This is a genomic window from Streptomyces sp. NPDC093544 (assembly GCF_040683495.1).
GTDB lineage: Bacteria > Actinomycetota > Actinomycetes > Streptomycetales > Streptomycetaceae > Streptomyces.
On the sequence record NZ_JBFBEA010000044.1, the window covers coordinates 1 to 15,384 of the forward strand.

The 15,384-nt window shown below is 69.5% G+C and carries 18 protein-coding genes, 1 pseudogene and 1 riboswitch; of the genes and pseudogenes, 11 read left to right on the plus strand and 8 right to left on the minus strand.

The genetic code is table 11. The features are described from left to right. Positions 1-97: 97 nt before the first annotated feature. Positions 98-316, plus strand: a pseudogene (locus tag AB0N66_RS39495) (aminotransferase class I/II-fold pyridoxal phosphate-dependent enzyme); the annotation flags it as partial. A gap of 43 nt (positions 317-359) precedes the next feature. On the opposite strand, the gene AB0N66_RS39500 reads toward AB0N66_RS39495, so the two are convergent. Both AB0N66_RS39500 and AB0N66_RS39505 read right to left on the minus strand, forming a co-directional pair. Next, positions 360-584: a DUF397 domain-containing protein gene (locus AB0N66_RS39500; protein WP_365444769.1), complete on the minus strand. Its 225-nt coding sequence runs from the start codon at positions 582-584 to the stop codon at positions 360-362. Positions 585-593: 9 nt separating this feature from the next. Beyond that, positions 594-1,451: a helix-turn-helix transcriptional regulator gene (locus AB0N66_RS39505; RefSeq protein ID WP_365444771.1), complete on the minus strand. Its 858-nt coding sequence runs from the start codon at positions 1,449-1,451 to the stop codon at positions 594-596. A gap of 212 nt (positions 1,452-1,663) precedes the next feature. On the opposite strand from AB0N66_RS39505, the gene AB0N66_RS39510 reads away from it, so the two are divergent. Continuing rightward, the gene (locus AB0N66_RS39510) at positions 1,664-2,125 is read left to right on the plus strand and encodes an ATP-binding protein (protein WP_365444774.1); all 462 of its coding nucleotides are present in this window, start codon (positions 1,664-1,666) and stop codon (positions 2,123-2,125) included. Between the two features lie 32 nt (positions 2,126-2,157). On the opposite strand, the gene AB0N66_RS39515 is transcribed toward AB0N66_RS39510, so the two are convergent. The 4 genes from AB0N66_RS39515 to AB0N66_RS39530 all read right to left on the minus strand — a co-directional run bounded on the left by AB0N66_RS39515 (position 2,158) and on the right by AB0N66_RS39530 (position 4,785). Beyond that, positions 2,158-2,712, minus strand: a complete 555-nt coding sequence (locus AB0N66_RS39515) for a DUF6328 family protein (protein WP_365444777.1) — start codon at positions 2,710-2,712, stop codon at positions 2,158-2,160. Positions 2,713-2,799: 87 nt separating this feature from the next. Next, entirely contained in the window at positions 2,800-3,273 is a 474-nt protein-coding gene (locus tag AB0N66_RS39520) for a C40 family peptidase (RefSeq protein WP_365444779.1), read from the minus strand. Between the two features lie 3 nt (positions 3,274-3,276). After that, positions 3,277-3,473, minus strand: a riboswitch (cyclic di-AMP (ydaO/yuaA leader). A 360-nt stretch (positions 3,474-3,833) separates the two neighbouring features. Continuing rightward, complete coding sequence (locus AB0N66_RS39525) at positions 3,834-4,142, minus strand: hypothetical protein (protein ID WP_365444782.1); 309 nt, start codon at positions 4,140-4,142, stop codon at positions 3,834-3,836. A 7-nt stretch (positions 4,143-4,149) separates the two neighbouring features. Then, a complete protein-coding gene (locus AB0N66_RS39530; protein WP_365444785.1) occupies positions 4,150-4,785 on the minus strand; it encodes an ATP-dependent Clp protease proteolytic subunit in 636 nt (211 codons plus the stop codon). Positions 4,786-4,908: 123 nt separating this feature from the next. Here AB0N66_RS39530 and AB0N66_RS39535 point away from each other — a divergent pair, with 123 nt between their 5' ends. Then, positions 4,909-5,187 carry a type II toxin-antitoxin system Phd/YefM family antitoxin gene (locus AB0N66_RS39535; protein WP_365444788.1) on the plus strand — a complete coding sequence of 93 codons (279 nt, stop codon included), beginning with the start codon at positions 4,909-4,911 and terminating at the stop codon, positions 5,185-5,187. A gap of 774 nt (positions 5,188-5,961) precedes the next feature. Here the strand turns inward: AB0N66_RS39535 and AB0N66_RS39540 are convergent. After that, the gene (locus AB0N66_RS39540) at positions 5,962-6,993 is read right to left on the minus strand and encodes an ABC transporter permease (protein ID WP_365444791.1); all 1,032 of its coding nucleotides are present in this window, start codon (positions 6,991-6,993) and stop codon (positions 5,962-5,964) included. Positions 6,994-7,108: 115 nt separating this feature from the next. Here AB0N66_RS39540 and AB0N66_RS39545 point away from each other — a divergent pair, with 115 nt between their 5' ends. The 8 genes from AB0N66_RS39545 (at position 7,109) to AB0N66_RS39580 (ending at position 14,334) form a co-directional block, all read left to right on the plus strand. Next, the gene (locus tag AB0N66_RS39545) at positions 7,109-7,738 is read left to right on the plus strand and encodes a TetR/AcrR family transcriptional regulator (RefSeq protein WP_365444794.1); all 630 of its coding nucleotides are present in this window, start codon (positions 7,109-7,111) and stop codon (positions 7,736-7,738) included. 220 nt (positions 7,739-7,958) lie between these two features. Next, positions 7,959-8,261, plus strand: a complete 303-nt coding sequence (locus AB0N66_RS39550; RefSeq protein WP_365444797.1) for an urease subunit gamma — start codon at positions 7,959-7,961, stop codon at positions 8,259-8,261. A 16-nt stretch (positions 8,262-8,277) separates the two neighbouring features. Then, positions 8,278-8,589, plus strand: coding sequence for an urease subunit beta (locus tag AB0N66_RS39555; protein WP_365444800.1), 312 nt, complete (start codon positions 8,278-8,280; stop codon positions 8,587-8,589). Continuing rightward, positions 8,582-10,303, plus strand: coding sequence for an urease subunit alpha (locus tag AB0N66_RS39560; RefSeq protein ID WP_365444803.1), 1,722 nt, complete (start codon positions 8,582-8,584; stop codon positions 10,301-10,303). The genes AB0N66_RS39555 and AB0N66_RS39560 overlap by 8 nt, the downstream gene beginning before the upstream one ends. Beyond that, positions 10,303-10,977 (plus strand): urease accessory UreF family protein, encoded by a 675-nt coding sequence (locus AB0N66_RS39565; RefSeq protein WP_365444806.1) that lies wholly within the window; start codon positions 10,303-10,305, stop codon positions 10,975-10,977. Before AB0N66_RS39560 ends, AB0N66_RS39565 begins: the two co-directional genes overlap by 1 nt. 184 nt (positions 10,978-11,161) lie before the next feature. Beyond that, positions 11,162-11,839 (plus strand): urease accessory protein UreG, encoded by a 678-nt coding sequence (ureG, locus tag AB0N66_RS39570; RefSeq protein ID WP_365444809.1) that lies wholly within the window; start codon positions 11,162-11,164, stop codon positions 11,837-11,839. Beyond that, positions 11,836-12,600: an urease accessory protein UreD gene (locus AB0N66_RS39575; RefSeq protein WP_365444898.1), complete on the plus strand. Its 765-nt coding sequence runs from the start codon at positions 11,836-11,838 to the stop codon at positions 12,598-12,600. The genes ureG and AB0N66_RS39575 overlap by 4 nt, the downstream gene beginning before the upstream one ends. A 138-nt stretch (positions 12,601-12,738) precedes the next feature. Continuing rightward, positions 12,739-14,334 carry an alpha/beta hydrolase gene (locus AB0N66_RS39580; protein WP_365444812.1) on the plus strand — a complete coding sequence of 532 codons (1,596 nt, stop codon included), beginning with the start codon at positions 12,739-12,741 and terminating at the stop codon, positions 14,332-14,334. Between the two features lie 127 nt (positions 14,335-14,461). Here AB0N66_RS39580 and AB0N66_RS39585 read toward each other — a convergent pair whose 3' ends face one another. Further along, positions 14,462-15,187 carry a lysophospholipid acyltransferase family protein gene (locus AB0N66_RS39585; protein WP_365444815.1) on the minus strand — a complete coding sequence of 242 codons (726 nt, stop codon included), beginning with the start codon at positions 15,185-15,187 and terminating at the stop codon, positions 14,462-14,464. Between the last annotated feature and the right edge of the window lie 197 nt (positions 15,188-15,384).

Consider the following 15,384-nt stretch of genomic DNA (forward strand, 5'->3'; position numbering starts at 1 on the left):
ATCAGCGGCACGTGGACCGCCACGAGCGGTGGAAGCGTGCTCACCGCGACCGCGGACGCCACGAACACCGTCACCGAGACCAACGAGAACAACAAAAGCGGTACGACCGGACGCCGCCGTCGTCTCCGTGCGCGCGCCGTCCCCCGAACGGGCGGTGCGGTGGGCCGCCGACTGCCGCGAGGCGGGACTCGCTGTCGGCTGCTTCCGTCCCCCGTCCGTGCCGGACGGCATCTCCAGGCTGAGGCTGACCGCACGCGCGGACCTCACCGACGCACAGATCGACCACGCGGTACGGGTGATCAGCGCAACCCGATGACGCTCAGCTCGGTCGGACGATGCTCAGGTCGGTCCGGTGATGCTCAACTCAGTCCGGTGATGAATCCCTCCCAGGTGGCAGGGGTGAACAGCAGGACGGGACCTGTCGTGTTCTTGGAATCGCGGACGGCCACGAGTCCGGACCAGAGACCTGGGCCCGGCCGTGCCGTCTCGACGCAGTTGTTCATTCCCGTACTACGGCTGCTGCGCAGCCAGCGCACGTCGTGCAGCGAAGTACTGGAAGGTACGTACCGAGGCAGTGCAGACATGGTGCCTCCTTACGCGCCGTCACCTATCACGGCGATGTAATCCAATGAGTCCTCGGGCGAAAGGGCTTGGATCTGAAGGGCGTTGAAGGCCTCGCTGTAGGCCTCTAGGTCTTCTTTCCGTTCGAGATAGAGGCTACTCGTCAAGTGGTCTAGAACAACCACATCCAGATCAGATGTGTTCGGAAAGGAGAAGATAACGAAAGGCCCGGTGACTCCGATGTGAGCCCCGGCGCCGAACGGCAGGACCTGAAGCCGCACTTGAGGCAGGGTGGCGGCCTCTCGCAGGCGGTGCAGCTGGCGTGCCATGACCTCCGGGCCGCCGACGTCTCGTCGCAGCACCGCCTCGTCGAGGACAGCGCTCAGTTTCAGCGGCGGATTCGAACGCAGCACGTCCTGCCGGGCCAGGCGCACCTCGACGAGCGTGTCGAGCTTGCTGTCCTCAAGTCCCCCCACGGCGGCCTGCGTCACCGCACGGGCGTACTCGGGTGTCTGCAGCAACCCCGGCACCACGGACGTCTCCAGCGTGCGCATTCCGCTGGCCTGGGACTCAAGGCTGATGAAGTCGCGGTAGGTCGGTGGCAGGACACCTCGGTAGGCGTGCCACCAGTGGTGCCGTCCGTCGCCCTCCGCGCCCGCCAGTACGACCAGGAGGTCACGTAACTCGGGTTCTTCGACGGCGTACGCGTCCAAGAGCCGTTCCACGTCGGGGGGCTTGACCCCGCTGGTGCCGGTCTCGATCCGGCTCACCTTCGACTGGTGCCAGCCGAGGAGACCGGCCGCCTCTCCGCTGGTGAGACCTGCGCCGATGCGCAGAGCGCGCAGTTCGGCACCGAGCTTGCGGCGGCGTACCGCGGGACCGTTCTGCATGGCCGTACTCCTTACTCCTTCCGGGCCGCCCAAATACGGTCCTCCGTCGCAGAGTTCACCGCTTCGAGCGACAGATATATGCATATCTCGGTGGATCGCACCCGTGACAGGCCTGCTAATGGCAGTCTGGCGCGAAGCACCAGTCCGGGACCGTACTCGAACCATCCGCTCCGTGTCGGACCCCGGTCCCGTGGGAAAGGGACGACCGCGCCATGGCAGACCATCAGGAAGCATCCGTCACTCTGCCGAGCGATCCAGCCTCGGTTTCCACGGCCCGGAAATTCGTCGCCGAAGTGCTGGCGGAATGGGGCCTGCCGCGTGACTCCGAAGTCGCCGACACCGTCCGCCTGATCGTGTCCGAACTAGCCACCAACGCCGTCCAGCACACTTTCGGGCAGTCGCCCACCTTCAGAGTGGACGTCCGCCTCGACCGGGACGAACGTCTGCGCCTCGGCGTCACCGACAGTCACCCACGATTCCCCAAACGACTGCCCGCCGCTGTCCAGCAGGACAACGGGCGCGGCATGGTGATCATCCGCTGGCTGACCGCCGAGTGCGGCGGCAGACTCACCGTCCGGCCCACCCGCGAAGGCGGCAAGACCATCGCCATCGAGCTGCCCTGGAGAGCGCCGGCCGAGCCGGTGGTGACGGCCGGGGGGCCGCAAGAGCCCTGAGGGGCCGTGGAGACGGTCAGTGGTACGGCGGCTCACGCTGCTGGGTCCGAATCCCCTCCTCGGCCTTCTCCTCGACCTTCCCCTCGGCCCTCTGCTCGATCCTCTGCGGACGTGACGTAGTGCCGCACCAGCCGCGGCAGGACGCCCCACAGGGCCAGACAGACGGCCAGGGTCCCCGCGCCCGCGGCGATCCCGGCGCCGCGCCCCAGCGTCACGTCGACGACGAGGAGCACCGATCCGGTGAACGCCAGCATCAGCACGTACAGGCCGATGAGGGTCAGCCAGGAGGAGACCCGGACGATGGCGGGTTTGGCGTTCTGGTGGAACAGCGCCCGGTGCAGGGCGGCGGGCGCCGTGAACAGGGCGGCGGCCAGGAACGCGAGCAGGAGCGTGGTGACGTAGGTGGCGCGCTGTGTCGTGTCGAGCGACGGGAAGCGCGGGGTGAAGGCCAGGGTCAGCAGGAAGGCGAAGAGGATCTGCACGCCGGTCTGGGTGACCCGCAGCTCTTGGAGGAGCTCGGCGAAATTGCGGTCGGCACGCTCCAGCGGCTTCTCGTCGCGTGCCGCGCGGGGGCGTTGTTCCACCATGCTGGACGAGTAGCCAGTTCGTCCCGTTTCAAGCCTTTTTCACGTCCCGTGGGGGCGACGGCGCACGCCGTCGCCCCCACGGACGGGTCAGCTGACTCGCCCGTACCAGACGCTCTTCGTCCAGATCTTCTGGAGCTTCACGACCTCCCCCGACTTCGGGGAGTGCCAGATCTTCCCCTTCCCGGCGTAGATGCCGACGTGGTACACGCTCCGGCCCGAGTGGAAGAACACGAGGTCTCCGGCCTTGCGTTTCGAGGCGGAGACATGGTGCGTCTTGTTGTACTGCGCCGCGGCCGTACGAGGCAGCTTCTTGCCCGCCTTCTTGTACGAGTAGAGCGTGAGCCCGGAGCAGTCGAAGCGGCGCGGGCCGGCGGCGCCGTACTTGTACGGGGAGCCCTTCTTGGAAGCCGCGACCTGAAGTGCCTTCGTCGCCGAGGTGGCCGCAACGGCGTCGGATGCGACGCCCGGGACCACCAGGCTGCCGCCCACGGCGGCGATGGTGAGAGCCGAGGCCGTCCCGGCCCTCGTCCACAGCGACGGGACACGATTGAGCGCAGTCATGCGCAACCCTTCGTCAGCCGCCTGTGAAGGATGACCTGTCGGATTCGGGCTGGCGAAGTAGCCCGGCCGCGTGGTGCGGCTTCACCCCAAGGACCGCCCGGATCTCTCCGGCGGCCCGTCGTGCTGGGTCCTCCACTCCTGCCGATGCACATCTGTCGACCGGTCATCCGGGAGGCGGCAGGACTCGGCGTCCACCCGGACCGCCCCGCCGGTGCGGCGGGGGCTTGTCGTCGGAAGGGATCTTCACGCATGGATGTCGGAAAATCCGAGTGGAATCGGTGGTTTGTGGGCTTAGTCACCACTCACCCGTTCGGGTGGACACCCGGCCGTTCGAGCGAGTGTCCAGAAGGCCGACGACGCTCGTACCAGCAACGGAGGGCCCAAGTCCGCATCTGCGCTACGCGCGTTGCGCAACTTTCCCGCGCCGTTGAACGGACCCGTGTCTACGCCAACCGGGGGTACATCATCTGGGCCGTTTGAAACCCGGGCCGGACGCCTCGCGGCTCGGTGTGTGCGGCGGCCCGGGGCGTGGGTGCGTCAACGGGCCGGGTGTGGCCGCGTCAGCTTTCGGCACTGGGCGGCAGGGTGACGCGGGCCGCCCGCCGTTCGCCGTCCAGGACGCGCAGTGCCTGCGCCAGGGTCGGGGCGTGCACCTCGCTCTCGCCCCGCTGGTGCATCAGCGCGAGGGCGTCCCGCAGGGCCGTCGCCTTGGAGACCAGCGCCTGGGCGGCCTTCAGGCCTCGGTAGGTGTCCCCGGGGCGGGCCGGGTTGATGCGGCCGAGCAGGTCGACCACGTCCAGGTAACGGTCTATCAACTCGGCTTCCGCGCGCGTCAGTGCGGGCAGCGGGGGCAGTTCGGGTGGGGGCATCGGCCGCTCACCTCGCGCCGGGTGTGGGCCGCGGAGCCTTGCGGCTCGGGATGACCCCGTCGATCAGCCCGTACGCCAGTGCCGCCGGCGCGTCCAGGATCTTGTCCCGTTCGATGTCCGTGGCGACCCGCTCCGGACTCTGACCTGTGTGCCGCACGAGCATCTCCTCCAGCATCCTCCGAGTACGCGTCAACTCCTCGGCCCGGATGGCCAGATCAGAAGCCTGCCCCTGGATCGGCTCGGGAAACGACGGCTGGTGGATCAGCATGCGGGCACCCGGCAGCGCGAACCGCTTGCCCGGCGTACCGCTCGCCAGCAGCACGGCCGCTGCCGAGGCGGCCTGGCCGAGGCAGATGGTCTCCACGTCGCAGGTGACGAACCGCATCGTGTCGTAGATGGCCGTCATCGCGCTGAACGAGCCGCCGGGGGAGTTGATGTACAGCGAGATGTCCCGGTCCGGCTCCAGGTGCTCCAGGTGCATGAACTGCGCCATCACGTCGTTCGCCGAGGTGTCGTCGATCTGCGTCCCGAGGAACACGATCCGCTCCTCGAACAGCTTCGAGTAAGGGTCCAGGGTCCGCTGCCCCGAGCTCGTGCGTTCGGTGAATTCGGGCAGGACATAGCGGGCGGACGGGCTGTCCATGGCGCGTGCCTCCTCTGATCGACCTGATCGGCGTCTGTAAAAAATGTACAGGACGTACGCTTGAGCCGGTGAGGGTGTTCGCTCTCAGGGGAGGGCGTGGAGACCCGGTCTAAGGTGGAGGGCATGGCCTACGAGATTCCGGTGACGCAAGCCAGGGCTGAGCTCGCCGATCTGATCAACCGCGTGGTGTACGGCGGTGAGCGCGTCGTCGTTACGCGGCACGGGAAGCCCCTCGTCGCCCTGGTCTCCGCCGCCGACCTGGAACGCCTCGAAGCGCTCCAGGACCCCGCGGCCGAGCAGGTGGTCAGTTCCTACTCCACCGTCCGCGAGGCCACGCCCGCTCCGCGCGAGCGACAGAGGTTCGGCATCGCGGCGGAGCACCGGGGGCCCAACGCGTCGTAGGGGCCGGGTCGTTCAGCGGGGAGCGGCAGCCGGACGGCGCGGCGGTATGCCGACCACCTGGCACACCGCCCCCGTGGGCCGCCGGGCGGCGTGCCGGCGAGAAGTGACGCGCGGGGCCCCTGCTTGCGTGAAGCGGCGTGCGCTGCTTCTACGGATGGCCTTGCTTGCGTGAGGGGGCGGAGCTCATGCGCCCGACTTTGCCCGCGTGGCGAAGCGGTACCCGCGCGGGCGGCCCTGTCTGCGTGAAGCGACGCGGAACCCGTCCGTCTGGCCCGGCCCGCGTGAAGCGACGGAGGTCCGTCCGCCTGGCCTGGCTCACGTGAAGCGACGGGGGCTCGTCAGTCTGGCCCGGCCCGCGTGAAGTGCCGCGGCGATTGGCCCTGCCGAGCTCGCGGCAATACACCCGCAGTGGCTCCCACTGGCGATCCGCCGTCGTGAAGCGCTGCGGCGTTTCCCCCGGTCCTCGGAGTCAACCCACCGTGCAGTGGCTCCCGGTGGCGGCCCGCCGTCGTGAAGCGCCGCGGCATTTCGCCCCGCTCCTCGGAGCAACCCGCCTCCGCCCCGGCCTCGTTGGCAATCTGCCCCCAACAACTCGCCCGTGGCGTACCCGAGTCACAGGATCCCGCGCCCCCGGCGAACCGGATCCCGACCGGAACCGACCGTGCACATCCGCCTCGTCAGACGGGCCGATCCGCCGCCCGCGGCCAACTCCCCGCGCAGTGCGTGCTGAGCGTCCGCACTCGCGGCGGGCGTGCAACCGGCGGGGTCCCCGCGTCAGTTCACCAGCGCGGGCTCCCGCGCGGTGACCGTCTTGATGGGAGCCGACCGGCGTCGCTTGAGCGTGTCGCCCAGCAGTACGGCTCCCAGGCCGAGTACGGCCCACCAGGTCAGGGTCAGCGCCGGCCCGGTCGCGGCGGCGCCGTCGAAGAACGACACCGAGCGGAGCAGTGACGCACCCGCGCCCGGCGGCAGCCACTGGCCGATGGTCCCGACCGGCTCGGGCAGCATCTCCGGGGCGGAGGACGCGCCGGAGAAGGGATTGCCGAGCAGGACGACCAGGAACGCGCCGAGCCCGATGCCGGGCGGTCCGACGAGCGCCGCCAGCCCCGCGACGGCGCCACTCACGGCCAGCGTCGACAGGCTCAGCGCGCCGGCCTCGACCCACCAGTCGCCGGAGAGGATGCCGAGCCAGCTGTGTGTGAGCGCGGCGGCCACCAGCCCGACGAAGAGGGCGGTGCCGGTCAGCGCGCCGGCCGCGCGGAAGCCGCGGAGCCCGAGCAGGGTGGCGATGGATCCCGCGGCCACCCCGGCCAGCCCCATCGGGAGCACGCTCGAGGTCAGGGCCGCACCCCGTGGATCCTCCGCCGGGGCGGGGACCACGTCGACGGTTGTGACGTTCGTACCCTCCGGGGCCTGCCCCGCCACCGACTGCTGGAGCAACTGGGCGACGAGCGGGCTCGCCGCGGACGCGGTCAGCAGCTTCGGGCCCTGTCCGGTGGCCACGATCGCGCCGTATACGGTCCGGTCCTCGATGGCGTCCCGGGCGGCGGCCTCGTCGGCGTAGCGGTGGATCTCGAAGGCGCCGTTCTGCTGCGCCAGTTGCTTCTCGATCGGTGCGGTCGCGGTCACGGAACCCGCCACACCCAACGGCAGATCGCGGGGCGCGGTACGGGCGGCGGGCCAGGCGAAGGCCCAGAGTGCGAGTGCCACCAGTACGGGGATCAGCACGATCACGGCGGCCATGTTGCGGCCGTGCCGCGGCGGTGTCGAGGCGACATAGGAAGAGGGCACGGAGGCGGACGACATGGGTGGTCTCCCTGGAGGCTGGAATAAAGAAGGATCGTTCGTTTTAGGAATGCGTCCACCATCCTGCGGCCTCATTCCCTAGTCAAGAAGGAATGTTCGTTCTACGTTGAACGGCATGGCCCGTGTATCCCAGGAACACCTCGACGCCCGCCGACGCCAGATCCTCGACGGCGCGGCCGTCTGCTTCGCCCGCAACGGATTCCACGCCACGTCGATGCAGGACGTGCTGAAGGAGGTCGACCTCTCCGCCGGGGCCGTATACCGCTACTTCAGCGGTAAGGAGGAGCTGATCGGCGCCATCGTCACCGAGGTGCTCGACGAGGTCCGCGAGACGTTCGAGGAGGGCGCCCGGCAGAGCCCGCCGCCCCCGCCCGACGTGCTCGTGGGGTGGGTCATGACCAAGATGCTGCATAAGGAGCCGGGGCTGGCCCAGGAGGGGGAGTCGATCCTTCCCCGGCTGATCATTCAGGTCTGGGCCGAGACCCTCCGCAACGACCACTTGTCGACGGTCATCAACGAGGGATACGCCAAGGTTCGCGGGGGGTGGATCAAGGTGGTCGAGGCCTACCAGGACGCGGGCATGATGCGGGACGACGTATCGCCCGACAGCGTCGCGCGCACCATGATCGCCCTGGCTCAGGGATTCATGGCGCAGATGGCGCTGTTCGGCACCGTGCCGGTCTCGGTGCTGCAGGACGGTCTGCGGGGTCTGATGAGCATGGAGGAGCCCGGTCCGCGGCCATGAGTGGACCAGTCGTGGGTCGCGGGTGCAGACCACTCGCGGTCACCGGTGGCCCCTTCTTGGCCATCGGTGGGACCCTTCTTGGTCACGGGCGGATCAAAGGCTGGTTAACGTCGTTGAAACGCCGTCCAACTAGCCTGCGCATCCACGCCACCAGGGGTTTTGGTGGCTGCGGCCACCGGACCCCGCACGGTCCGGAGCAAGGACTGTGAGGTGGGACGCCGTGCAACTGACCCCGCACGAGCAAGAGAGGCTGCTGATCCATGTGGCCGCCGACGTGGCCGAGAAGCGCCGGGCCCGTGGGCTGAAACTGAACCATCCCGAGTCTGTCGCGCTCATCACGTCGCACATCCTCGAAGGCGCGCGTGACGGCCGTACCGTCGCCGAGCTGATGTCCTCCGGACGCAAGATCCTCACCCGGGCCGACGTCATGGACGGTATCCCCGAGATGATCCACGACGTTCAGGTCGAGGCGACCTTCCCGGACGGCACCAAGCTCGTCACCGTCCACGATCCGATCGTCTGACGGGGGAGCGAGAGCCATGATTCCCGGAGAGTTCCTGTTCGCCGACGGACCCGTCACCTACAACGAAGGCCGTGAGGTCACCCGGCTGACCGTCCTCAATGCCGCCGACCGGCCCGTCCAGGTCGGCTCCCACTACCACTTCGCCGAGGCCAACCCCGGTCTGGACTTCGACCGCGCCGCCGCGCGCGGCAAGCGGCTGAACGTCGCCGCCGGCACCGCCGTGCGCTTCGAGCCCGGGATCCCCGTCGACGTCGAACTCGTTCCGCTCGCCGGTGCCCGCGTGGTGCCCGGACTGCGCGGCGAGACCGGAGGTGCCCTCGATGCCTGAGATCTCGCGTGCGGCGTACGCCGATCTGTTCGGCCCGACCACCGGCGACCGCATCCGGCTCGCCGACACCGATCTGCTGATCGAGATCGAGGAGGATCGTTCCGGCGGTCCCGGACTCGCCGGTGACGAGGCGGTGTTCGGGGGCGGCAAGGTCATCCGCGAATCGATGGGTCAGTCACGCGCTACGCGCGCAGACGGCACCCCGGACACGGTCATCACGGGTGTGGTGATCGTCGATCACTGGGGGATCGTCAAGGCCGACCTCGGTATGCGCGACGGCCGGATCACCGGCATCGGCAAGGCGGGCAACCCGGACACCATGGACGGCGTGCACCCCGACCTGGTCATCGGCCCTGAGACCGAGATCATCGCGGGCAACGGGCGGATCCTGACCGCGGGCGCCGTCGACGCACACGTGCATCTGATCTGTCCGCAGATCGCCGACGAGGCGTTGGCCTCCGGCGTCACCACGCTTGTCGGCGGTGGCACAGGTCCGGCCGAGGGATCGAAGGCGACGACGGTCACTCCCGGCCCCTGGCATCTGGCGCGGATGCTGGAGGCGATGGAGGGGTACCCGCTCAACTTCGGTCTGCTCGGCAAGGGCAACACCGTCTCGCGCGAGGCGATGATGTCGCAGATCCGCGGCGGAGCGCTCGGTCTCAAGATCCACGAGGACTGGGGTTCCACTCCCGCCGTGATCGACGCCGCGCTGACCGTCGCCGACCGGACCGGTATCCAGGTCGCCATTCACACGGACACCCTGAACGAGTCCGGCTTCGTCGGCGACACCCTCGCCGCCATCGCCGGACGCGGCATCCACGCGTACCACACCGAGGGTGCGGGCGGCGGGCACGCGCCCGACATCATGACCGTGGTCTCCGAACCGCACGTGCTGCCCAGCTCCACCAACCCGACCCGGCCCTACACCGTCAACACCGCCGAGGAACACCTCGACATGCTGATGGTGTGCCACCACCTGAACGCGGCGGTTCCCGAGGACCTGGCCTTCGCAGAGTCCCGGATCCGGCCCTCGACGATCGGGGCCGAGGACATCCTGCACGACCTCGGCGCCATCTCGATCATCTCCTCGGACGCCCAGGCCATGGGCCGGGTCGGCGAGGTCATCATGCGGACCTGGCAGACGGCGCACGTGATGAAGCGGCGCCGCGGATCCCTCCCCGGTGACGGTCGCGCGGACAACCACCGTGTACGTCGCTATGTCGCCAAGTACACGATCAACCCGGCGCTCGCGCAGGGACTCGCCCGCGAGATCGGCTCCGTCGAGACCGGCAAACTCGCCGACCTCGTGCTGTGGGAGCCCGCGTTCTTCGGGGTCAAGCCGCACCTCGTGATCAAGGGCGGGCAGATCGCCTACGCGCAGATGGGCGATGCCAACGCGTCCATCCCGACTCCTCAGCCGATTCTGCCCCGGCCGATGTTCGGCGCCATCGGGCGCTCCCCCGCGTCCAACTCGTTCAACTTCGTCGCCCCGCTCGCCATCGAGGACGGGCTGCCTGAACGCCTCTCGCTCGGCAAGCGCTTCGTCGCCATCGAGTCGACGCGGGCGGTTACCAAGGCGGACATGCGCGAGAACGACGCGCGGCCACGCGTGCAGGTCGACCCGGACAGCTTCGCCGTGCACATCGACGGGGAACTGGTCGAGGCGACTCCGGCCGCCGAACTGCCCATGGCCCAGCGTTACTTCCTCTTCTGATGTCCAGGGCAGCGCTTCTCGTCCTGGCCGACGGCCGCTTTCCCGCCGGGGGGCACGCGCACTCCGGCGGGGCCGAAGCGGCCGTCAAGGCCGGGCGAATCACCGGCGCGGCGAGTCTTGAGGACTTCTGCCGGGGGCGGTTGCACACGGCGGGGCTCGTGTCGGCCTCGCTTGCCGCGGCCGCCGCGATCGGGGTCGACCCGGTGGTGCTGGACGCGGCCGCGGACGCCCGCACGCCGTCGCCCGCGTTGCGTGCCGTCGCGCGTCGGCTCGGGCGGCAGTTGATGCGGGCGGCCCGGGCGACGTGGCCGTCCGCCGAACTCGACGCGCTGGCGCGGGAGTTTCCCAAAGGGGCGCATCAGCCGGTGGTCCTCGGGCTGGCGGCGCGGGCCGCCGGGCTCGGGCCCGATGATGCCGCGTACTGCTCGGCCTACGAGGCGGTCAGTGGGCCGGCGACGGCGACGGTGCGGTTGCTGAGCCTGGATCCGTTCGATGCCACCGGGGCGCTGGCCCGGCTTGCACCGGAGCTGGACCAGGTGGCCGGTCAGGCGGCCGATGCCGCTCGCCGTGTTCTTGCCGAAGGAGTGGATGCGCTTCCTGCCGCATCGGCGCCGCTGCTGGAGATCAGTGCGGAGGCGCATGCGGCTTGGCCTGTACGTCTGTTCGCGTCGTAGGAGCCCGCGGCGGAGCCGCTGATGGATGCGGTCGCTCCCTCCGCCCCTACCCGTCCCGTACCTGGGGGCTCCGCCCCCAGACCCCCGATCGCCCGAAGGGCTCGTCCTCAAACGCCGGACGGGCTTGAAATAGCCCGGCCGGGCTGAAAGCCACCGGACGGGCTGAGACCTGGGAGCTGTAGCCATGCATCTTGACCACAGTCACGACGGGCCCGCCGCCCTCAGCGCCGATGCCCATCGTCCCGACGGCAGCCGCCGTGCCCTCCGTATAGGACTTGGCGGGCCCGTCGGGTCGGGGAAGACCGCGACCGTCGCTGCCCTCTGCCGAACGTTGCGCGACGAGTTGTCCATCGCTGTCGTCACGAACGACATCTACACGCGCGAGGACGCCGAGTTCCTGCTGCGGGAAGCGGTGCTGCCGCCGGAGCGGATCACGGCTGTCGAGACCGGGGCCTGTCCGCACACCGCCATCCGGGACGACATCTCCGCCAACCTCGAAGCGGTCGAGGATCTGGAGGACGAGGTCGGGCCGCTGGATCTCATCCTCGTCGAGTCAGGGGGTGACAACCTCACCGCGACCTTCTCCAAGGGGCTGGTCGACGCACAGATCTTCGTGATCGACGTGGCGGGCGGGGACGACATCCCGCGCAAGGGCGGGCCCGGGGTGACCACGGCCGACCTGCTGGTCGTCAACAAGACCGACCTCGCGCCGTACGTCGGGTCGGATCTGGGGCGAATGGCGGCCGACGCGAAGGCGCAGCGGGCCGAACTGCCGGTGGTGTTTCAGTCGTTGCGGGCCGAGAGCGGGGTCACGGACGTCGCCGCGTGGGTGCGGGAGCGGCTCGCCGCGTGGACAGTATGACGGCGGGGGTCCGGGCCACCGCACGGATCGCGGCACGGGACGACGGCCGGGGTGGTACCTCCCTGCCGGTCCTTGAGGGGGACGGGCCGCTCGCCCTGCGGCGCACCCGTGGGGTCGGATCCGAGGCGCGGGTCATGCTCGTCGGCGCGATGAGCGGTCCGCTCGGCGGTGACCACTTCACCGTGGAGGCGGAGGCCGCCGAAGGTGCCCGGCTGCACATCGGGTCGGCGGCCGCAACCATCGCCCTGCCGGGGCAGGCCAAGGGCGAGTCGCGCTACGACGTACGCCTGAAGGTCGCCGACGGCGGTGAGCTGTGCTGGCTGCCCGAGCAGTTGATCTCGGCCAACGGGAGCGATCTGTACGTCTCCTCGCGCATCGAGCTGGCGGCGGGCGCCCGGCTGGTCTTCCGGGAGGAGCAGGTACTCGGCCGCGCGGGTGAGGAACCCGGGCGACTCAGCAGCCGGCTCACCGTGCGGCTCGGCGGACAGGCGCTGCTGGACCAGGAGGTGGCGTGCGGACCCGGCGCCCCTGGCGGCTGGGACGGTCCCGCTGTCCTGGCGGGGCAGCGCGCGCTCGGGCAACTCCTCGTCGTACGACCGGAGTTCGCAGACGTAGCGGTGCAGGCGCGGCTCCTTGGCGAGTACGCCTCACTCATGCCGCTTGCCGGGCCCGCCGTGCTCGTGACCGCGCTGGCGTCCGACGCGCTGCGGCTGCGGCGGGTGCTGGACGAGGCGCTGAACTCACTCCTCCAAGGTGCGTGACGTGGGTTTCTCCGCTCAACGGGGCAGGGCTCACCGGTTATCGGATTAGTAAAGAAACCCCCGCCGCATCTGTTCTCAGGGACCTCACAGCCGAAAGGATCCCTGTACCAATCGAAACGATGTACGGGGAGGTCCCACTTGAGGGGCATCAGACCGACGAAACGGGTGACAGCGCTCGGTTCGGCCGGAGCGTTCGTCACGGCGACCCTGATTGCCGGAGCCATGGCGGCGCCGTCGGCCACCGCCGACTCCGGCCGCGGTCAGGACCGTGAGGCCCGTGGCGCGGCCACCGCCGCGGCCAAGGCCGCCAAGGCCGGGATCGACTGGCAGGACTGTCCTGCCGACTGGGCGCTCGCGAAGCCGATCCAGTGCGGCTGGGTCACCGTTCCGCTCGACTACGCCCACCCGAACGGCAAGCAGATCAAGCTTGCCGTCGACCGCATCGGGAACACGGGCACGACGGCGGAGCGCCAGGGCGCCCTCGTCTACAACCCGGGCGGCCCCGGCGGCTCGGGCCTGCGCTTCCCGACGCGGGTCACCAACAAGAACCCGATCTGGGCGAACACGGCCAAGGCGTACGACTTCGTGGGCTTCGACCCGCGCGGTGTCGGCCACTCGGCGCCCATCTCCTGCATCGACCCGCAGGAGTTCGTGAAGGCGCCCAAGGCCGACCCCGTCCCGGACTCCGCGGCGGACAAGCGTGCCCAGCGCAAGCTGGCCGCCGAGTACGCGGACGGCTGCGCCGAGCGCAGCGGCGAGATGCTGCCGCAGATGACCACGCCGAACACCGCGCGCGACCTGGACGTCATCCGGGCCGCACTCGGCGAGAAGAAGCTCAACTTCCTGGGCGTCTCCTACGGCACGTACCTCGGCGCCGTCTACGGCACGCTCTTCCCGGGGCACGTCCGGCGCATGGTCGTCGACAGCGTCGTCAACCCGTCGCGCGAGAAGATCTGGTACGAGGCCAACCTCGACCAGGACGTCGCCTTCGAGGGCCGCTGGAACGACTGGGAGGACTGGGTCGCCAAGAACGACGCGACCTTCCACCTCGGCGACACCCGGGCCGAGGTGCAGGACCAGTGGCTCACTCTGCGGGCCACCGCCAAGGCGAACCCGATCGGCGGGGTCGTCGGACCCGCCGAACTGATCGGCTTCTTCCAGAGCGCCCCGTACTACGACTCCTCGTGGGTGCCGGTCGCGACGGTCTTCAGCCAGTACGTCGCCGGTGACACCCAGGCGATCATCGACGCCGCCGCACCCGACCTGTCGGACACCGCGGGCAACGCCTCCGCGGAGAACGGCAACGCCGTCTACACGGCCGTCGAGTGCACCGACGCCAAGTGGCCCACCAGTTGGAACAAGTGGGACCGGGACAACACGCGGCTCAACAAGGACTACCCGTTCATGACCTGGGCCAACGCGTGGCTGAACCTGCCGTGCGCGACCTGGCCGGCGAAGCAGCAGACCCCGGTCGACGTCAAGACCGGCAAGGGTCTGCCGGCCGTCCTGATCGTGCAGTCCACGAATGACGCCGCCACTCCGTACGAGGGCGCCGTCGAACTGCACAAGCGTTTCAAGGGCTCCCGCCTGATCACCGAGAAGGACGCGGGCTCGCACGGCGTGACCGGCCTGGTCAACCCGTGCATCAACACGCGGGTGGACACCTACCTGCTCACCGGGAAGACGGACGCGGCCGATGTGACGTGCGCGCCGCACGCCACGCCCAAGCCGTAACGCACGAAGGCATGATGGGAGGGGCGGCCGGTTTCCCCGGCCGCCCCTCGCTCATGTCGCCAGGTGACCCCAGGCGCGTGGACGCCAGCCGGATCAGCTCCGGCAGGTTGGTCGGCCAGGCGGTCTTTCAACTCAACGGCAGCCGTGGGAACTTGCGGGCGTTCTCCGCGCGCTCGGCGGCCTCCTCGGCCTTGACGACGGCGGCGTACCGGTCGACGTACTCCTGCTCGGAGAGGGTGAGGATGGCGTACATGATCTCGTCGGTGATGGCGCGCAGGATGGCCTTCTCGTTCTCCATGCCGGCGTAGCGGGAGAAGTCGAGGGGCTTGCCGAAGCGGATGGAGACGGGGCGGATCCTGGGGAGTTTGCGTCCCGGAGGCTGGGCCTCGAAGGTGCCGATCATGGCACAGGGGATGACGGGCACCTGGGCTTTCAGGGCCATCACCGCGACGCCGACCTTGCCCTTGTAGAGGCGGCCGTCGTGGGAGCGGGTCCCCTCGGGGTAGATGCCGAGCAGTTCGTCCTTGCTCAGGACGCCGAGGCCCTCGCGGATCGCGGCCTGGCCCGCGTCCTTGCCGGAGCGGTCCACCGGGATCTGTCCGGCGCTGCGGAAGAAGAAGGCGATCAGGCGGCCCCTGATGCCGGGACCGGTGAAGTACTCGGCCTTCGCGAGGAAGGTGATGCGGCGCTTGAGGATCGCGGGCATCAGAAAATGGTCGGAGAACGACAGATGATTGCCCGCGATGATCGCCGCGCCCGATGACGGAATGTGCTCAAGACCCTCGATCCGGGGCCGGAAGGCCAGTCTCAACAGCGGACCCAGAAGGACGTATTTGAGCACGTAGTAGAACATCGGGGCGCTCCTCACTCCGGCGGATCGGCTCAACCGCGCCGTGTTCTAGCAGGTCAGCAGGCATGCAGTGAGGTGTCAGTGTATGGGCAGGTGCGGTCCGGTGGCACGGTGTCCGACCGGACTCGTGGCGAGGCCCGGCCGTATTCCTGACGGTATGTCACGCCGCCCGGGCGGGCCGATAGGCCCGGCGTACCCGA

What these genes read in the sequence shown, in the direction of transcription:
- ureG (WP_365444809.1), top strand. Translation starts at nt 11,162, where the DNA reads ATGCATCTTGACCACAGTCACGACGGGCCCGCCGCCCTCAGCGCCGAT.
- AB0N66_RS39585 (WP_365444815.1), bottom strand. Translation starts at nt 15,187, where the DNA reads ATGTTCTACTACGTGCTCAAATACGTCCTTCTGGGTCCGCTGTTGAGA.
- AB0N66_RS39555 (WP_365444800.1), top strand. Translation starts at nt 8,278, where the DNA reads ATGATTCCCGGAGAGTTCCTGTTCGCCGACGGACCCGTCACCTACAAC.
- AB0N66_RS39525 (WP_365444782.1), bottom strand. Translation starts at nt 4,142, where the DNA reads ATGCCCCCACCCGAACTGCCCCCGCTGCCCGCACTGACGCGCGCGGAA.
- AB0N66_RS39540 (WP_365444791.1), bottom strand. Translation starts at nt 6,993, where the DNA reads ATGTCGTCCGCCTCCGTGCCCTCTTCCTATGTCGCCTCGACACCGCCG.
- AB0N66_RS39500 (WP_365444769.1), bottom strand. Translation starts at nt 584, where the DNA reads ATGTCTGCACTGCCTCGGTACGTACCTTCCAGTACTTCGCTGCACGAC.
- AB0N66_RS39530 (WP_365444785.1), bottom strand. Translation starts at nt 4,785, where the DNA reads ATGGACAGCCCGTCCGCCCGCTATGTCCTGCCCGAATTCACCGAACGC.
- AB0N66_RS39520 (WP_365444779.1), bottom strand. Translation starts at nt 3,273, where the DNA reads ATGACTGCGCTCAATCGTGTCCCGTCGCTGTGGACGAGGGCCGGGACG.
- AB0N66_RS39565 (WP_365444806.1), top strand. Translation starts at nt 10,303, where the DNA reads ATGTCCAGGGCAGCGCTTCTCGTCCTGGCCGACGGCCGCTTTCCCGCC.
- AB0N66_RS39505 (WP_365444771.1), bottom strand. Translation starts at nt 1,451, where the DNA reads ATGCAGAACGGTCCCGCGGTACGCCGCCGCAAGCTCGGTGCCGAACTG.
- AB0N66_RS39575 (WP_365444898.1), top strand. Translation starts at nt 11,836, where the DNA reads ATGACGGCGGGGGTCCGGGCCACCGCACGGATCGCGGCACGGGACGAC.
- AB0N66_RS39515 (WP_365444777.1), bottom strand. Translation starts at nt 2,712, where the DNA reads ATGGTGGAACAACGCCCCCGCGCGGCACGCGACGAGAAGCCGCTGGAG.
- AB0N66_RS39535 (WP_365444788.1), top strand. Translation starts at nt 4,909, where the DNA reads ATGGCCTACGAGATTCCGGTGACGCAAGCCAGGGCTGAGCTCGCCGAT.
- AB0N66_RS39560 (WP_365444803.1), top strand. Translation starts at nt 8,582, where the DNA reads ATGCCTGAGATCTCGCGTGCGGCGTACGCCGATCTGTTCGGCCCGACC.
- AB0N66_RS39510 (WP_365444774.1), top strand. Translation starts at nt 1,664, where the DNA reads ATGGCAGACCATCAGGAAGCATCCGTCACTCTGCCGAGCGATCCAGCC.
- AB0N66_RS39545 (WP_365444794.1), top strand. Translation starts at nt 7,109, where the DNA reads ATGGCCCGTGTATCCCAGGAACACCTCGACGCCCGCCGACGCCAGATC.